General features: G+C 46.2%; 10 protein-coding genes. 8 read left to right on the plus strand and 2 right to left on the minus strand.

Annotated features, from left to right (window positions below):
* Positions 1 to 75: 75 nt before the first annotated feature.
* From ACESLK_RS21320 to ACESLK_RS21335, 4 genes are all read left to right on the plus strand, one after another.
* Positions 76 to 996 (plus strand): peptidylprolyl isomerase, encoded by a 921-nt coding sequence (locus ACESLK_RS21320; protein WP_373231725.1) that lies wholly within the window; start codon positions 76 to 78, stop codon positions 994 to 996.
* Between the two features lie 104 nt (positions 997 to 1,100).
* Complete coding sequence (locus ACESLK_RS21325; protein ID WP_373231726.1) at positions 1,101 to 7,754, plus strand: TIM-barrel domain-containing protein; 6,654 nt, start codon at positions 1,101 to 1,103, stop codon at positions 7,752 to 7,754.
* Between the two features lie 226 nt (positions 7,755 to 7,980).
* A complete protein-coding gene (locus ACESLK_RS21330) occupies positions 7,981 to 8,877 on the plus strand; it encodes an alpha/beta hydrolase (protein ID WP_373231727.1) in 897 nt (298 codons plus the stop codon).
* 156 nt (positions 8,878 to 9,033) lie between these two features.
* Positions 9,034 to 9,810, plus strand: coding sequence for a Cof-type HAD-IIB family hydrolase (locus ACESLK_RS21335; RefSeq protein ID WP_373231728.1), 777 nt, complete (start codon positions 9,034 to 9,036; stop codon positions 9,808 to 9,810).
* Between the two features lie 173 nt (positions 9,811 to 9,983).
* On the opposite strand, the gene ACESLK_RS21340 is transcribed toward ACESLK_RS21335, so the two are convergent.
* On the minus strand, positions 9,984 to 11,120 hold the full coding sequence (locus ACESLK_RS21340; protein WP_373231729.1) for a virulence factor: 1,137 nt from the start codon (positions 11,118 to 11,120) through the stop codon (positions 9,984 to 9,986).
* 252 nt (positions 11,121 to 11,372) lie between these two features.
* Here ACESLK_RS21340 and ACESLK_RS21345 point away from each other — a divergent pair, with 252 nt between their 5' ends.
* From ACESLK_RS21345 to ACESLK_RS21355, 3 genes are all read left to right on the plus strand, one after another.
* Positions 11,373 to 12,326 carry an MBL fold metallo-hydrolase gene (locus ACESLK_RS21345; RefSeq protein WP_373231730.1) on the plus strand — a complete coding sequence of 318 codons (954 nt, stop codon included), beginning with the start codon at positions 11,373 to 11,375 and terminating at the stop codon, positions 12,324 to 12,326.
* Between the two features lie 16 nt (positions 12,327 to 12,342).
* Positions 12,343 to 13,968 (plus strand): ABC-F family ATP-binding cassette domain-containing protein, encoded by a 1,626-nt coding sequence (locus tag ACESLK_RS21350; protein ID WP_373231731.1) that lies wholly within the window; start codon positions 12,343 to 12,345, stop codon positions 13,966 to 13,968.
* Positions 13,969 to 14,749: 781 nt separating this feature from the next.
* Positions 14,750 to 15,727: a C40 family peptidase gene (locus ACESLK_RS21355; protein WP_373231732.1), complete on the plus strand. Its 978-nt coding sequence runs from the start codon at positions 14,750 to 14,752 to the stop codon at positions 15,725 to 15,727.
* A 119-nt stretch (positions 15,728 to 15,846) separates the two neighbouring features.
* Here ACESLK_RS21355 and ACESLK_RS21360 read toward each other — a convergent pair whose 3' ends face one another.
* On the minus strand, positions 15,847 to 16,971 hold the full coding sequence (locus ACESLK_RS21360; RefSeq protein WP_373231733.1) for an MGDG synthase family glycosyltransferase: 1,125 nt from the start codon (positions 16,969 to 16,971) through the stop codon (positions 15,847 to 15,849).
* A 103-nt stretch (positions 16,972 to 17,074) separates the two neighbouring features.
* Between ACESLK_RS21360 and kapB the strand changes: the two genes are divergently transcribed.
* Positions 17,075 to 17,455, plus strand: a complete 381-nt coding sequence (kapB, locus tag ACESLK_RS21365) for a kinase-associated lipoprotein KapB (RefSeq protein ID WP_373231734.1) — start codon at positions 17,075 to 17,077, stop codon at positions 17,453 to 17,455.
* Positions 17,456 to 17,632: the final 177 nt, after the last annotated feature.

Consider the following 17,632-nt stretch of genomic DNA (forward strand, 5'->3'; position numbering starts at 1 on the left):
CTAAAATCCAGGCTAATTTTGTTGTCTACAATCATGCTTTTTGTTCTTGTTTTAAGTAGTTGCTCTGAGGGAGAAATGACGGTCACGCCTCAAACGAACACGTCGACACCCGTGCATAAATCAGACCCTGAGGTTGTGGCAACTTACAATGACGGGGAAGTAACTACTAGTGAGTTGCAGAAATTTATCGATACATTGGTTTTTATGAACACAAGTCAAGCGCCTAACAAAGATGTGCCAGAATTCAGAGAATTTATTCTGAAGCAATTAGTCATGACCAAAATTATAAACGAACGCGCATCGGATCAGAGCAAGAGCGGTGCAGAAGTGAAAGTGAAGCAGCAAATGGATCCGATTATGCTGATGGATGAGCAAGACAGGGAGGAAATGACCAAACGTTTAAAAGCTATCAATTTGGACCTTACAGATATTGAACAGTACTTTCGACTGACATTTACAACCGTAGAAGAGATGTCTAGCAAGGTGACGGACCAGCAGGTTAGAGACGAATATGACACAATGATAGAGGCTGACGCTAGTATTTTTGCAACCGCTTCCATTTCTCATATCTTAATAGGATTGAAGGATCCTAGTGATCCGACTGGACAAAAGGCTTTACGCACAGAAGAGGAGGCTTTGCAAAGAGTGCAGGAGGTTCAGGAGAAGCTAGACAATGGTGATGACTTTGCCTTGCTGGCCAAGGAATATTCGGATGATTCGGGTTCTAAGGATCGAGGGGGAACGTATGAAGATGTGGACGTTGCCCAATTTGTCCCAGAGTTTGCGAAGGCAGCATTGGAGCTCCCGCTCAATACGATCAGCGATCCTATTGCCACCGAGTATGGGTATCATATTATGAAGGTTGCATCGAGATCAGAGAAAACGTTTGACGATGTAAAATCAAGCATTCGCAGTAAGCTGGCCAATGATTTAATTAATGAATTTATGCTCAAGGAGTACCCTTCCTATAATTACAAATCTAATTTGCCAACGTAGGAGGTGATTTCAATGTGAAAAATGTGAAATAGAACACATCATACTGAAGGGAAGATGATTGAAAAAAGTTGAAAATATTCGAAAATTTGAAGGGGGAAGATGTCATGTTAAGGAGAATTTTTAATAAGAAGTTTTTTAACAGTTTTGTAGTCGTTCTCTTATTATCGAGTATGGTCATGACAAATGCATTTGCTATTGATGGTACCCATCATAAACCTTATGGTGATTACGATCTCTATTCCATACAGAGTACCGAAAGGTTCCCAAGGGACCCAATTGCGGGGGATACGGTCTATCTTAATGTGACTACATGGCCTGTTGAATCTGGACAAGCTACCTGGATTACCTGGACGAAGAACGGGGTTGCTCAGAGCGATATTGGCGGCTCGTGGTCATATAACAGCGGTAACAACACCTATTGGTCGATCAATATGGGGAGCTTCGCCAAGGGTGATGTCATCACTTATACGGTCCATGCCAATAAGGATGGTACGAATGAAAAGACGAGCGGACCGTTTACATTTACTGCAACTGGGTGGGAATCGATTAGCAGCATAAGCAGTTATACAGATTCGTCCAATCATGTTGTGTTAACAGCTGCGGCTAATACGGGTACGTTCACACCCAAGATCAATCTTGCCTTTACGGCAGATGACGTGCTCAGGGTTCAACTTTCACCCAAAGGCACCTCTACAATGGCAACGGGATTAAGCAATTATTCTTTCACAGATCACACCACTTATTACACGTTAGTTACCTCTAAACTAAGTGTGAGAGTTGACAAAAATCCTTATAAGATGAGTGTTTATAAGGCAGATGGAACGACGCTGATTGCAGAAGAGTATGACTCAACTGTCAATCGGAATATGGCCTGGTTAACAGATGGCAACAATCTGATTACCAAGGTGGAGGATCATTTCGACACACCAACCACAGAGGAGTTCTATGGTTTTGGAGAGCATTACAATGACATGTCCAAGCGGGGACAGATTGTAGACACCTATGTTTACAATCAATACAAAGATCAGAATGATAGAACCTATCTATCTATTCCCTTCTTCCTTAATACGAAGGGCTATGGAATTTTTCTGAATTCAACGTACTATTCACAATTCCGTTTGGCAACCGATTTAACAGATATGTACAGCTTTACAGCTGACACAGGCGGGGCTTCCACCTCTATGCTTGATTATTATTTCATCTATGGTGATGACCTCAAAGATGTTAATACAAACTATGCGGCAATTACGGGCTTGCCGACAATGCTGCCCAAGTGGGCTTTTGGATTGTGGATGTCAGCCAATGAATGGGATCGGGAGTCAGAGGTTACATCCAATGTCTCAAGTGCAGCCAGTAACAACATTCCAACGACTGCGATTGTTCTTGAACAATGGAGCGATGAGGAAACGTTCTATATATGGAATGACGCCAGTTATACACCGGTAACAGGAAGCGCGGCGTTAAATTATAGCGATTTCACGTTCCCTTCAACTGGCAAATGGCCTAATCCTGCCGGAATGGTAAGTGATTTGCATGCGGATGGGATTAAGGTTCTGCTGTGGCAAATTCCAGTTGAAAAGTATTTGTCCTATTCGCACACGCAGAAGGATAACGATGAATCTTATATGATCTCACAGGGGTACGCTGTGGGTGATGGAGCAGGCGGACAATATCGATTGCCTCCAGGGTGGTTTGGTGATGGCTTATTAGTCGATTTCACCAGTTCGGCCGCAACCAATTGGTGGATGTCCAAGCGAGCCTATCTATTCGATAGCGTTGGCATTGACGGCTTTAAAACGGATGGGGGAGAAATGGTTTTCGGAAAAGAGCTTACCTTCTCCAATGGTAAAAAAGGCGACGAAATGCGAAATCAGTATCCGAATGATTATGTGCAAGCCTATAATGACTATTCGCATACTAAAAAAGCAGATTCGGTATCCTTTAGCAGATCCGGAACTACAGGTGCACAACGCAATCAAATTTACTGGGCAGGCGATCAAGCCTCCACCTTCTCTGCATTCCGGGATGCGGTAAGAGCTGGACTCACTTCGAACATGTCTGGCGTTCCATTCTGGAGCTGGGATTTGGCTGGCTTCTCAGGTAACTTCCCGACTGCAGAGCTGTATAAGAGGTCAACAGAAATGGCCGCCTTCTCTCCGATCATGCAATTTCATTCGGAGGCTAACAACCCGTCAACTAGTGAAGAAAGAACCCCTTGGAATGTCCAGACTAGAACGGGCGACAATACGATCATCAGTCATTTTGCCAAATACACGAATACCAGGATGAACTTATTGCCCTATCTGTTTAGTGAAGCCAAGAAAACTAGCGATACGGGTATACCGATGATGCGATCAATGGTGTTGGAATATCCTAACGATACGAACACCTATCATCTGGACGCTCAATATATGTTCGGTGATAATCTATTAGTAGCCCCGATTGTTAATGAAGGCGAGACAAATAAGAGCATTTATTTGCCTGAAGGGGATTGGATTGACTTCTGGTGGGGGGTTGTGAAACCTGGAAGTCAGACGATATCTTATTATGCAGGCGTAGATGATCTTCCCGTCTATGTGAAATCGGGAAGTATTATACCGATGAACTTGAACGCCGATTATGCTCTGGGCGGAACGATTGGTAACAGCATGACCAGTTATAACAACCTGACATTCCGAGTATATCCGTCAGGAACAACCTCGTATGCCTGGAATGATGATATTGGCGGCAGCGTAAAAACAATCACATCAACAGAGGAATATAATTTAAGTAAAGAAACAGTCTCTTTACCGGCAACGACTACTACTGCTACATTACAGGTGTTTACAACAGAACCTTCCTCTGTAACAGCGGATGGGGTAACTTTAACCAAGTACAATAGCCTTGCTAATTTAATAAGTAATGCAACAGGCTGGTATTACGATCCTTCACAGAAATTCGCATATGTGAAGGTAGGATCTAGTGCATCTGCAAGGTCAATTGTATTAAATGGGGTTCATAAAGTTGCCTATGAGGATGCCCTTGGTGATGTGATAGGTACTTCCGTTTCGGGTGATACACTTACTTTAACGGTTGATAACGGTACAGCAACGGGTGACGACACCCTTATCGTAACAGCGCTTGAGAGCGGTTTGCTTAAAGTGGATTACCGTCCAAGCGGTATAGCTGCCAGCGCACAAACGCCGATGATTGATCCGAATAAGACCTGGAGCGCAGCAGGTTCGACGATCAATACTGCTAGTGACCCAATTACCATTACAACAGCAGATATGAAAGTTGAAATTTCTAAAGTGCCCGCACGGTTAACCATTAAAAAGGCAGACAATACGACTTTGTTCTGGGAACCTAATTCGGGTGGTACGTTTAGTGATGGCGTTAAATTCAAACATGACACGGGACATAATATGTACGGAATCCGAAGCTTTGATGCCAATGAAAGCGGCGGGGATATTCTTCGCAATAATTCTACCCATCCCGCCCACGCCGGACAACAAGGAGATGCTGGAGGTCCATTTATATGGTCGACTTCCGGTTATGGTCTGCTCGTTGACAGTGATGGCGGATATCCAGTAACAGATGATGCCGCAGGTAATATGGAGTTTTACTATGGGGCTACACCTACGGAAGGACGCCGCTTTACGAAAGACAATGTGGAATACTATATTATGGTAGGGGATCCCGAAGAGATTATGACTGCCGCATCCAATGTGACAGGCAAGGCTCCATTGATGCCCAAATGGTCACTTGGATTCATGAATTTCGAATGGGGTATTAATGAGACAGAAATGACCAATATGGTGGACACATATCGTGCCAAGAATATACCTATTGATGCGTATGCAATTGACTACGATTGGAAGAAATACGGTGAAACCAATTATGGTGAATTCGCCTGGAATACGACGAATTTCCCGGGCGCATCCTCGACGTCACTAAAAACAACAATGGATGGCAAGGGAATCAAAATGATTGGTATCACCAAACCGAGAATCGTGACCTTGGATGCTAACAACAACAGAACCAGCCAATATTATGATGCCGAAGCAGGCGGATATTGGTATCCGGGTCATAACGAATACACCGATTACTTTATTCCGGTAAAGGTTCGAAGCATCGATCCTTACAATGCTAGTCAGCGATCCTGGTTCTGGAGTCATTCGGAAGATGCCTTTGATAAAGGCATAGTCGGCTGGTGGAATGATGAAACAGACAAGGTTACAACAGATACGGCCTCTTACTGGTTTGGCAATTTTTCAACAACCTATGCATCGCAGGCCATGTATGATGGACAAAGAACCTATACGAATGACAGCACTCGGGTATGGCAGGCCTCTAGAACATTCTACCCAGGTGCGCAGAGATATGCCACAACTCTGTGGTCGGGAGATATCGGTATTCAGTTCGTTCAAGGCGAGGAAATCGACTGGGCTACCGGAATGCAGGAACAACGCGCCAACATGCTCTCGGCAATTAATATGGGTCAGAACAAATGGGGGATGGATGCAGGCGGATTTAACGGGTATTATGGCACCATCAAAAACCCAAGCCCGGAATTGTATGCCCGCTGGTTGCAATTCAGTGCTTTAACTCCTGTATTCAGAGTTCACGGTAACCTCAATCAACAACGTCAACCGTGGTATTATGGATCATCAGCGGAAGAAGCTACGAAAGCTGCGATTCAATTCAGATATTCATTACTGCCTTATATGTATTCCTATGAAAGGACTGCCAGTGAGAATGGTCTCGGTCTTGTAAAACCGCTTATATTTGACAATCCAACCGATGCTAATGTTGCGAACTCTATCGACTCTTGGATGTTTGGAGATTGGATGTTAGCATCGCCTGTCGTAGAGAGAGGACAAACTTCCAAGAGCATCTACCTGCCTGCTGGAACATGGACAGATTATTTCAGAGGCAATACGTATACAGGCGGTCAAACCATTAATTACCCGTTGAATTCGGAATCATGGACCGATATGCCAGTATTCATTAAGAAAGGGGCGATTATCCCATCGCAAAAAGTGGTCGATTATATCGGACAAAGCTCGATCACTTCGGTTAATGTGGATGTATTCCCTGATACAACGGAGTCCAGCTTCACCTACTATGATGATGATGGCTCTTCGTACAATTATGAGAGTGGCACGTATTTCAAACAGGTGATGACAGCACAGGATAATGGAGTCAGTGGTATAAGCTTCGACATTGCCGCTAAATCAGGAACGTATACCCCAGCGGTTACGAGCTATCTTGTAGAAATTCACGGCAAGGCCGGCACAGCCGCAACCATGAATGGAGTAGCGCTTACCTCCTATGCTGACCTGAACGCTTTGAAGGCAGCTACTGGAGAAGGCTGGACCACGGGTAAAGATCTTTATGGCGATGTAACTTATGTAAAAGCTGCTGCTGCAAGTGCAAGTGCCAAGAGTATAGTCGTTACAGGCACTGCAACGCCTTCGGCAACAGCGGCGGCTTTTGAAGCCGAGGATGGATCGCTTTCTGGAGCAACAACAGCAACTAAGGCTACTATTAACACGAACCATACAGGCTATACGGGTACTGGTTTTGTCGATGGAATGAATAACGCGGATGCTGCAGCTACCATTTATGCGGATGTGAGGACAGACGGCGACTACAGCGTTGGCTTACGTTATGCTAATGCGACTGGTTCGACCAAAACCATGAGCATATTCGTAAATGGAGCTCGCGTGAAGCAAACGAGTCTGGCAACACTGGCAAATTGGGACACATGGGCTACACAAAGTGAAACCTTGCCGCTTAAAGCAGGGCGAAATACGATTACGTACAAATACTATAGCGGTGCCGGGGATTCAGGGAATGTGAATCTGGATAATATCACCGTGGCATTGAGCCCTACAATTGCTAAGTATGAAGCGGAAAGCGAAAAGCTGTCAGGCGGGGCTGCCACTGACAAAGACCACTGGTATTACACCGGAGCGGCTTTTGTAGATGGAATGACCGCTGTCGGGGCACAGACTAAATTCACGGTTTATGCACCATCTGCCGGAACTTACTCGGTTGCTCTGAGATATGCGAATGGAAATTCGGCAACCAAGGTATTGAGCACTTATGTGAATGGCTCCAAAATAGGCACTGTAAACTACACAAGCCCTGGCGCCAATTGGAATGTATGGCAGGATAACGTACAGACCTTAACATTAACGGCCGGGTTAAATACAATTGCCTATCATTATGACTCGGGAGATAGCGGGAATATTAATCTGGATCGTATTCTGGTAGCTGCAACGACACCAGGAACGCCAACATCAGAAATGAATTTGCTTGACAATGCCGGATTTGATCGAGATACCAGCTTCAATTCCAATTGGGCGGAGTGGCATCCAACCGGGCAAAGCTTGGCATATGGTATTGATAGTGGTTCAAAGACCTACCCTCCAGAATCTCCATGGACAGAAGAAAGGAGAGCATACTTCTATCTCTCAGGAGCATATCAACAAAGCATTCACCAAGTTGTCAGCGTTCCTACGAACAATGCCAACTACAAATTTGAGGCTTGGGTTAGATATGCGAATACGACAGCAACTACAGCTAGAGCGGAAATTTCCAACTACGGCGGCACAACACAGTACTATAATATTTCCAAGGATGGAGTTTGGAAATATATTAGTATTAGTAATATCTTTGTTTCTAACGGACAGATTGATGTTGGCTTCTACGTGGATTCTCCTGGAGGAACAACGCTTCATATCGATGATGTTAGAATAACAAAAGAATAAACAAGCTTTCATTAATGAATAGAACAGGAGATATCCAAGTTACTTTTGGATATCTCCTGTTCCGTTTGAGTCACTGAACCAAAAAGTCGATCCCCTGAGAGGTAGCCTGTTCATTCGGTGACTACACCACCATCTACGACAAATCACTCTCTCTTACTCGATTATTACCAACTATAAGGGTAATATAGAGCTTACAAGAACAGTGCGAGTTGGAGGTAATGTTAGCATGTCTTTTATCGGATGGATGGTTGGCGGTGTCGGTGCGGTGACCGGAAGCGCAGCTGCGGCTTTGTACGGATTAACGATCAAAGCACAGCGGCCCCGATTGCTTCCGAATGAAACCGAACCTCCAGTTCCCTTCGAGACTGTCGATTGGAAGAGCGACGGACAAACAGTAAGAGGTTGGTTTCTAACGCAGCCCTCAGGCAGTGACGCCTCGTCTATTGTTCCAGTTATAATTATCGCTCATGGTTGGGGGTCTAATCGTTCACGCGTGCTCCGGTATGCATTGCCTTTGTATGATGAGGGATATTCGATTTTAATGTACGACGCCCGCAGCCATGGGGACAGCGAATATTACAAGACCCCTAATGGCCTGCAATTCCGTAACGATTTGCTTGCAGCCTTCGAATGGCTCCGCAAACGTCCGGATGTTGATATGGCACGCATCGGTGTGCTGGGCCACTCGCTAGGTGCATTCGGGGCAGTGCTCGCCATGGAAGAGAAGGCTCCAATTGCCGCGCTAGTCACGGATTCGATGCCGGTGCAGTTCGCGACCATGATCGGGGCCGAGCTGAAACGAAGGAAGCTTCCGCAGTTTCCGCTTGCTCAATTGCTTCCGCGCATGATGGTTTGGCGCAGTCGAATTCCCAGCTCGATGATAAAACGAGCGAATCCCGTCAAGATATTGGAGACCAACTCTCGGAATCTTCGAGTTCCTGTCCTGCTTGTCCACTCCCGCAGAGACGGATACATCCCGCCAACTGAGCTTAACCATGTATTATCCCGAACTCCAGATTTGCCTCATCTATTCGTAGATTCCGAAGGTCACAGTGCATCTGATCGCGATCCAGCCTTCTGGCCTGCAGTGAAATCCTTTTTCCGAGCTCAACTATTGAAGTGAAAAAAAAAGGGGGCTTGCGGCAACGAGCCGCAAGCCTCAAAGTATATATTATTGAAAAGGGGGGTCATGTATGTATTGTAACCCCTTTACATGAAGGGAAGATGAAAGCTATATTACGGTTTCATTACAAAGAGTAGATGAATAGGAGACACAAGAATGTCATACAAAATTGTTTTTTTTGATATCGACGGAACGCTGATAAATGAAGATAAGGAGGTTCCGCCAAATACGATAGAGGCTATTCACGCTTTGAAATCAAACGGCATTGAGCCCGTTATCGCAACAGGCAGAGCCCCCTATTTCATAAAGCCGCTGGCCGAGAAACTGGAAATTGAATCATTCGTCTGCTTGAATGGAGCATATGCCGTTTATCGCGGAGAACCATTGTACAGACGGGTGTTATCAAAGAAAAGGTTAGAATCTTTGGTTGCAGTAGCGAAAAGACACAAACACTCGCTAGTTTTTGAGGGCGAGCATTCCTATTTTTCAGATACAATCGAGCATCCTTTCGTACATTCGTCCGTTGCATCTTTGAAAGTAGAACTTCCGGGATATGATCCCGAGTTTTGGAAAACTAACGATGTGTTTCAAGTGTTCCTTCATTGTGAGAGCCATGAGGAGCATTTATATCAAGAGCTTGTTTCCGAATTGAAATTAATCCGATGGCATCCATACGCTATGGATGTGCTGCCGGCAGGGGGCTCAAAGGCTCAAGGAATCGAAGCGATGCTTGATCTGCTTGGAATATTGCCCGCCGAATCGGTGGCTTTCGGTGATGGGTTGAACGATAAAGAGATGTTGGCATTTGTCGGTCTAGGAATCGCTATGGGCAATTCTCATAAGGATTTGCTTCCGTATGCCGATTACGTAACCAGTCACGTAGACGAGGGCGGTATTCGAAACGGGTTGGTGAAAGCAGGGCTGATATCGTAAATTATGATCAAAAAAAGGAGGCTTGCGGCAACGAGCCGCAAGCCTCAAAGTATATAAAAAAGGGGGGTCATGTATGTATTGTAACCCCCTAACATGAAGAGAAGATGAAAGCTATATTACGGTTGCGTTACAACTGAGCAATCCGCTAGATAGCCTTTTATTTTGCTCTTTTTTTAATTCTCTTGCTCCCGCATGCGGGTCATCTGCTGCCAGACGGATCCAGCAGCCTCTTCACCGCGTTCAATGCGGGCAACGGCCATCTCCGCTTGAAGCTTTACCTCGAATTCAGGCTCGCTGCCCGCTATCGTCCGCAGAGCCTCTAATGCAGAGTCATCTCCAGCCTCATAGAGAAATCTAGCGGCACGCCAACGAACAAGCTTGTTGGAATCCGTTAACGCGTCGATCATTGGCCCAATTGCCGCTGGATCACCGAGATCGGATAACGTGTCGCCCGCAGTCCGGCGTACCGATCCGGAAGAATCCTTAAGCGCTTTGAATAGATAAGGCAACGATGCTGGCGTTCTCAGATCCCCAAGATAGACTACGGCCAGCCTTCTCACGGACATCTGGCTGTCACTCAACGCCTTCGCAATTACGAACAAATCGTCCGCTCCTGGCTTCAACCTCTGCAGTGCCGCATATCGCTCCTGCCAAACGTCGGATTCCAGAGCCTGCATGACCACTTCTCCAGTTAATGGAGCGGGAGGCGCGGGAGGAGCAGCTTCAGGACCTGCCGCCTGAGCCTGAGCGATCAAGTCTTGCAGCCGCGATTCGGGATATGCGGCTTCCAGCTCTCGCTGAATCTCGTCCAACACCTCTTGAGGCTCGCCATAACGCACCCCTAACTCCTCAAGCTTGCGTTCTCTTATCATCGTAGAACCCGCCGCTTCGGAAACGGCATGCGTAAATCGCGCAGGCAAGGCAGCCCGATGTTCCTGCCCGCCGCTTCGCACGCGAATTTGCATCGGGATGCCACGGAATACCTGCACCCGGACATGCGCTTCACCGAAACCGTCCGCTTCCGGACCGGAAGATGAGGCTGCCCCCTCGCCGGCTTGCCCGAAGGCTTCTCTCACACCGTCTAGAATGGCGGCCCAGTCTGCGTTTCCTTTGCGATCGATTGCCAGGAAATCGGATGTATGAAATACCCCTTTAACTCCCGGAACCTCGAGTAGTTTGGCGATAAGCGGAGGTGTTGCAGCTTCAGCCCCTCTGCCGTAATTAAGGCGAACTCCGGGATCTAAGCGAACATCGACGTTCAGCTTCATTGTATTAGGACTTGGGGTAGGCTCAATGGATAATAACTTCATAGAAAACCCCTCACTTTCTGTTCTTTATTCCACAATACCGCAATCGTCCTCTTTTTGCCAAAAATCATGGTGAAGTTGTGTAAAATAGTTCTATATGATGGGGATATCGTCAAGAGAGCGGATTATGATGCTGCTAAGGGGGGTAACTTTAAGTAATAACTCACTTATAAATGAGCACTTTTTCTTAATGACCTTGGTACATCTCGGCGTTTCCTGCTATAGTATACATAAGTACATCATCGGAGGGATTTCATGCTAAGAAGACGCTTCGGCAACTTGGATTCCGTCGGTGCGGGCAAAGCATCGAAGGATCAATTCGACCGGTGGCGCGAGGATCGGTTACGTAAGCTGCGCAAAGAGGGTTACAATGATTGCGTACCTAATGTGGCTCCTGATCTTCGATTTCTGCAGCATAACCGTAGCGAGCCATCAATCACGTGGATCGGACATTCCACTTTTCTCATTCAGATGGCAGGCCTCAACATTGTCACAGACCCGGTATGGGCACGAAGGATGGCATTCCAGAAACGGCTGGCACCGCCCGGACTAGAATTATCGGACATGCCGTCGGTTGATGTTGTACTTATTTCCCATTCCCACTATGATCACTTGCACGTCGCATCTCTGCGTAAGCTAAGAGGACCTAAGAAGATGATCGTACCGGCTGGATTACGGAAAAAACTGATCACGCGCGGCTTTCTGCAATCGAAAGAGCTGCATTGGTGGGAGGATACTTCGTTCCACGGCGTTAAGTTTACCTTCGTTCCTGCCCAGCATTGGACACGTCGTAATCCCTGGGATATGAATACTTCCCATTGGGGCGGCTGGGTGCTGCAGATCGATCACGGTCCGACGATCTATTTCGCAGGAGATAGCGGCTATTTCCGCGGTTTTAGCGAGATCGGGCGCAAATTTGATATCGATATTGCCCTGCTGCCGATTGGAGCCTATGATCCTGAATGGTTCATGGCTTCTCAGCATGTCAGTCCGGAAGAAGCACTGCAAGCATTCTTGGACGTGAAAGCGAAATATTTCGTTCCCATGCATTACGGTGCATTCAAGCTTTCGGACGATACTCCGGCTGAAGCTTTGGCACGCCTTGAGGCGGCTCGAATTAAGCAAGGCATTACTCATGAGAAGCTTATTTTGCTGCAGCATGGAGAAACTATGCGTTTTGAAAAAAATAATTTAGAAAATCCCAAGTAAAGGATGGATCAGACTCATGATTACCGTATCAGGCGTAAGCCTGCGTTTTGGCAAACGCCCCCTGTTCGAAGATGTTAATATTAAGTTTACACCCGGCAACTGTTATGGCTTAATTGGTGCCAACGGAGCTGGGAAATCTACTTTCCTGAAGATCATGTCGGGGGAAGTAGAATCTAGCTCGGGCGACGTATTCATTACCCCTGGTGAGCGTCTTGCGGTTCTTAAGCAGAACCATTTCGAATACGATGAATTCAATGTGCTGGAAACCGTTATCATGGGTCATGATCGGCTTTATAAGGTCATGAAGGAGAAGGATGCCATCTATATGAAAGCAGACTTCTCAGATGAGGACGGCATGCGTGCGGGAGAGCTGGAAGCAGAATTCGCTGAGATGAACGGCTGGGAAGCCGAGAGTGAAGCTGCTGGCATGCTTAACGGCCTAGGTATCACGACTGAGCTGCATGAAAAGAAGATGGCTGAGCTCGACGGGAACGAGAAGGTTCGCGTATTGCTCGCACAAGCATTGTTCGGTAACCCGAATATTTTACTGCTCGATGAGCCTACCAACCACTTGGATCTTGTGTCCATTAACTGGCTGGAGAATTTCTTGGCAGGTTATCAAGGTACCGTTGTCGTCGTATCCCATGACCGTCACTTCTTGAACCAAGTATGTACGCATATCGCGGATATCGATTTCGGAAAGATTCAAATGTACGTCGGTAACTATGATTTCTGGTATGAATCTAGCCAATTGGCTATGAAGCTTATGCGGGATCAGAACAAGAAGAAGGAAGACAAGATTAAGGAATTGCAGGAGTTCGTTCAGCGGTTTTCCGCGAATAAATCTAAAGCTAAGCAGGCAACAAGCCGTAAGAAATCACTCGACAAAATTACGCTTGATGATATCCGGCCTTCTAACCGTAAATATCCTTTCATCAACTTTAAGCCGGAGCGTGAAGTCGGTAAGCAGGTTGTTACCGTTGATAACCTTACAGCCTCTGTTGATGGAGAGAAGGTTTTGAATGGCGTCAATTTTGTGGTAAACAAAGGTGATAAAATAGCATTAGTCGGGCCTTACAGCCACGCGAAGACGTTGCTATTCCAAATTCTCGTCGGAGAACGTGAGCCTGATGCGGGTTCAGTTAATTGGGGCGTAACGGCTGTTAAAGCCTATTTCCCTAAGGAAAATGCTTCTTACTTCGCTAACGATGATTTGAACCTAGTCGATTGGTTACGCCAATATACCAAGGATCCGGATGAGTCCTTCATCCGTGGCTTCCTTGGACGCATGCTTTTCTCGGGAGACGAAGCATTGAAGAAGGGGTCAGTCTTGTCCGGAGGCGAGAAGGTTCGCTGCATGCTCTCCCGAATGATGCTTACGAACGGTAACGTGCTGTTGCTGGACGAACCGACGAATCACCTAGACTTGGAATCTATCACCGCGCTCAATAACGGATTAATTGACTTTGACGGCCCAATTATTTTCACTTCTCATGACCATCAGTTCATGCAGACGATTGCGAATAGGATCATTGAGATTACACCAAACGGAATCATTGATCGGATGATGACGTTCGACGAATACCTGGAGCATCCTGAGGTACAGGAGCTTCGTGCTCGCTTGATTCCTGAAGGAGTTTAATAAGACAGAAGGGCTGGCCCATAAGTAGTGACCGGCGAAAAATGCCTTATCCAATGAATAGGAGCGAATAAACTTCATTTGCTGTTCTCACGGTGGCGAGGGAGGAACTTTGCTGAATTTGGTGAAGGATGATTAAATTTGATGTAAATGTGCTACTAAAACTCTCGGGTTCTGCTTTATAGAGGGATATAGCAGCATTCATACCACTATTTCGCCATCAGAACACTGATTCGAAGTAAATGTAGATTATTTAGAAGCACATTTACCACTAGATGCTCCATACTGGGATTTTGAATTGGAATTAGTGGTAGTTTTGCACCTAGTTGCTTCGTAGTGAGTATTCAGAGGCATAGACCTGTACAAAAAGAGATCGCTTTTTGGTAAATGGAAGTACCACCAACCATGCCAAAGGAGCGATCTCTTTGTATATTCAATGTCTACAACATAGTCGTTTCTCCTTAAAAATTAGGAACGCGACTAGGTCTGGAGGAACAGTGCAATTAATGGTTGCGCAGGAATAATTAGCATTTACCCAACAAAAGGTGATTATAAACGGCAATTAGTGATAAGTTTTGTGGTAAATAATCCCTATTTACACCGTGCTTTCCACGCGAATGGCGGGGCTTCCCGTACTTTATTCCTATATATATCTGGAACTCTTTTCCCATAGAGGAAATAGCGTCTGGGATTGGCGGCCGATGGAAATAAAGCGTTGTCCCCCTATAATGGACAAGAAGGAGAAAACTAGCTCCTATACTTGAGTCCAGGGAGGACGTAAAGCTTGAGAAAAGAACTGATTGCTGGAATTGCATCGTTAATGTTATTCGTCTCCGTTCCGGCTATTACGAATGCTTCCACGGCAGGTAGTGCCAATATCGTATCATCGGTCAGCTTTCGCAGTGCTCCAAGTACATCCTCGGATGTTCTGAAATATTTGAAGGCAGGGCAATCGGTGTCTGTGCTGGAAGTAGTGAATAATTATTGGATTAAGGTGAGAGATAAGGATGGCAATGTCGGTTACATATCCTCAAATGATAAATACGTTGACTTAATAGCATCGCCTGTCTTAACGAGTGCTAATGCCGTTGTTGTCAGCTCGGTATCATTTCGTACTGAGCCGTCTATAAGCGGCGACCGTATCCGCTACTTGCAAAGGGATGAGCAGATTGTCATCACTAAGACGGTCAATAGCTATTGGTACGCAGCTACAGATTCGAAAGGCGTTTCCGGATATGTTAGTTCGCAAGACCAATATGTGAGGGTGACAGGAGCGCTTCCGCAGGAGGCAAAGCCAGTTGAACCCGTTGTGCCGGCTGCAAGTCAGCAAGTGGAGATGGTAATCACAGCAGGTATGAAGTATCTGGGGACTCCTTATGAGTTTAGGTCAGACCGCAATACGACCACAACGTTCGATTGCTCGGATTTCGTGCGTCAAGCCTTTAAGGATGCCTTAAATATTATTCTTCCAGCGGATTCGAGACAGCAAGGGACTTACGTCAAGGAAAAGAACCCAGTAACGACGAACTGGAATTCTCTCAAACGTGGAGATTTGATGTTCTTCATGTCTTACAAAGGGACGAGAGAATCAAGTTATAGCAATAAAAGCCCATTCTCTGAAAGGATCACCCATGTAGGTATCTATTTGGGAGATGGACAAATTCTGCAGACATACTCCAAAACCTCCGGCGGCGTTCGTGTTGATAGCATTGCCGGCAAGCATTGGGAATATCGTTTCTTATATGGCGGGAGTGCGCTTTAAGGAATTGCGGCCATCCTCCATGAAAACAAAACAAAACAAAACAAGCACCTTGCCACAATCGTGGCTGGGTGCTTGTTTTTGTTTAATTGCGTGAATGATGATGGGATCAGGATGTTATCCTAATCCCCCTTTTCCATTAAAGCGAGTACAGCCTCTGAGCACTTCGCAGGGTGATACTCTGCATTGCGTAAAGCAAGCAAAGTATCCCGATGACGGTAAGCCGCATATGGCTCTTGAATTAATCGGAACCAGCGGTCGATCGTTTCGGTATTCGTCATTAATTCGCCAAAGCCTTGGTTGACGAAATATTCGGCGTTCTCTTCCTCTTGGCCGGGGATTGGCTCATAGAAGAGCATCGGAATCCCCTTCGACATTCCCTCGGTGCAAGTCATGCCGCCAGGTTTCGTGACAAGAAGGTCAGAGACATCCATGAGCTTGCTAATTTCCTTCGTAAAACCTAGCACATGGACATTCTGGTGCTGGAATCTCGGATCGGACAGGAGCTTTTCCTTAGCCTTCTCGTTATTACCCATACAGAGAATAAGCTGTATCCGGTCGGTATAGGCGGCCATATGCTCCACAAGCTCTTCCCCGTAAAGAAGACCCCAGCCTCCACCCATGATTAGAACAGTAGGCATATCCCGCAGCTGGAACTGAGCAAGAATCTCTGCTCTGTCATGAGGATGCCAGAAATTAGGGTGAACAGGAATACCCGTTACTTCTATAGAAGTTGGAGGCACACCGCGTGCGATGAGCTTGTTCCGAACGGCAGGCGTGCTGACCAGATAGGTATTAACCTCCGGATTGGTCCATGTCGCATGGGCATCATAATCCGTTATAAGGGTATACAAAGGAACATCCAGCCCGAGGCGTTTCAAGCGGCTTACGACCGCGTTGGGAAATGGATGGGTGCAGACAATAGAGTCTGGTTTCAATTGGCGTACGACATCAGCTACTTGATTGTAGAATAATCTATGTAATGCGAACTGAGTCATTCGATTTAATGATTTATGATAACCGCTTCTATACATCTTTCCGACCAGCTTAGGCTGCTTACTGACGGTTTTGCGATAAGCGGACAAAATAAGCGGGCCGATAACGGGATTTAGAAAGGTGCCCAACTCAATTACACGCGTCTGGATCCGCGGTGAAAGCTGGCGTAATCCGACCGCTAGCGCATATGCGGCTTGCGTATGTCCGGTACCGAATCCTTCGGAAAGCAGCAGAACTCTTTTTTTACGCATAAGAAATGATCCTCCACTTTACCTACTTCCATATTACGCTGAAGCAGAGCGCGTAACAAGTGGTACAATAATAAGAAACAATGCAAAGGAGGAAAAGATTACGATGGATGAAACTCAGAAAATATCTGATATTGTAAAAATGACCTATAAGACTGGAGATTATGTCGGAGAAACAGTGGATCGGGATGATCGACGGTTATTGGTTAAGGTGCTTGCAGTGCTGCAGCATCCCACGCAGGGGGATCTGCATAATCCTTATGATCCTGATGCAGCCATGTTTCATGAACGCAGAGCTTTATCCTACACTGAGAAGGTATGGGTACCGACTCAAACTGCTCATCCTTACACAGGAGCGATTCCGGAGTACCGTGAATCCCTTCAAACGGCTTTAGGAGTAGAGATGGAGCGATTAGATCGCTTAAAGCGTTGGTCTGAGCGTTGTTTAGAGCAGCTGGCAACCTTGCGCAAAGACTATGGGATGTAAGCAAGGAATGACATTCGATGCCGAATGGCAAGAATCAAAGGGCTCCTCGAGGGGCAATGTCATTTAGTTTAGCTCAAAGACAAGAACAGGAATAAAAATGAAATCCGAAACGGCATGGGTAAAGTCCTGTGCCGTTTGTTTTTTTGGTGAAAGCAAAAAAAAGTGCACAGCAAACAA

Origin of the sequence: Cohnella sp., from assembly GCF_041640265.1 — a bacterium.
GTDB lineage: Bacteria > Bacillota > Bacilli > Paenibacillales > Paenibacillaceae > Cohnella.

Bases quoted from the DNA above. Each gene is read 5' to 3' on its own strand.
- ACESLK_RS21320 (WP_373231725.1), top strand. From the start codon at position 76: ATGACGGTCACGCCTCAAACGAACACGTCGACACCCGTGCATAAATCA.
- ACESLK_RS21325 (WP_373231726.1), top strand. From the start codon at position 1,101: ATGTTAAGGAGAATTTTTAATAAGAAGTTTTTTAACAGTTTTGTAGTC.
- ACESLK_RS21330 (WP_373231727.1), top strand. From the start codon at position 7,981: ATGTCTTTTATCGGATGGATGGTTGGCGGTGTCGGTGCGGTGACCGGA.
- ACESLK_RS21335 (WP_373231728.1), top strand. From the start codon at position 9,034: ATGTCATACAAAATTGTTTTTTTTGATATCGACGGAACGCTGATAAAT.
- ACESLK_RS21340 (WP_373231729.1), bottom strand. From the start codon at position 11,120: ATGAAGTTATTATCCATTGAGCCTACCCCAAGTCCTAATACAATGAAG.
- ACESLK_RS21345 (WP_373231730.1), top strand. From the start codon at position 11,373: ATGCTAAGAAGACGCTTCGGCAACTTGGATTCCGTCGGTGCGGGCAAA.
- ACESLK_RS21350 (WP_373231731.1), top strand. From the start codon at position 12,343: ATGATTACCGTATCAGGCGTAAGCCTGCGTTTTGGCAAACGCCCCCTG.
- ACESLK_RS21360 (WP_373231733.1), bottom strand. From the start codon at position 16,971: ATGCGTAAAAAAAGAGTTCTGCTGCTTTCCGAAGGATTCGGTACCGGA.
- kapB (WP_373231734.1), top strand. From the start codon at position 17,075: ATGGATGAAACTCAGAAAATATCTGATATTGTAAAAATGACCTATAAG.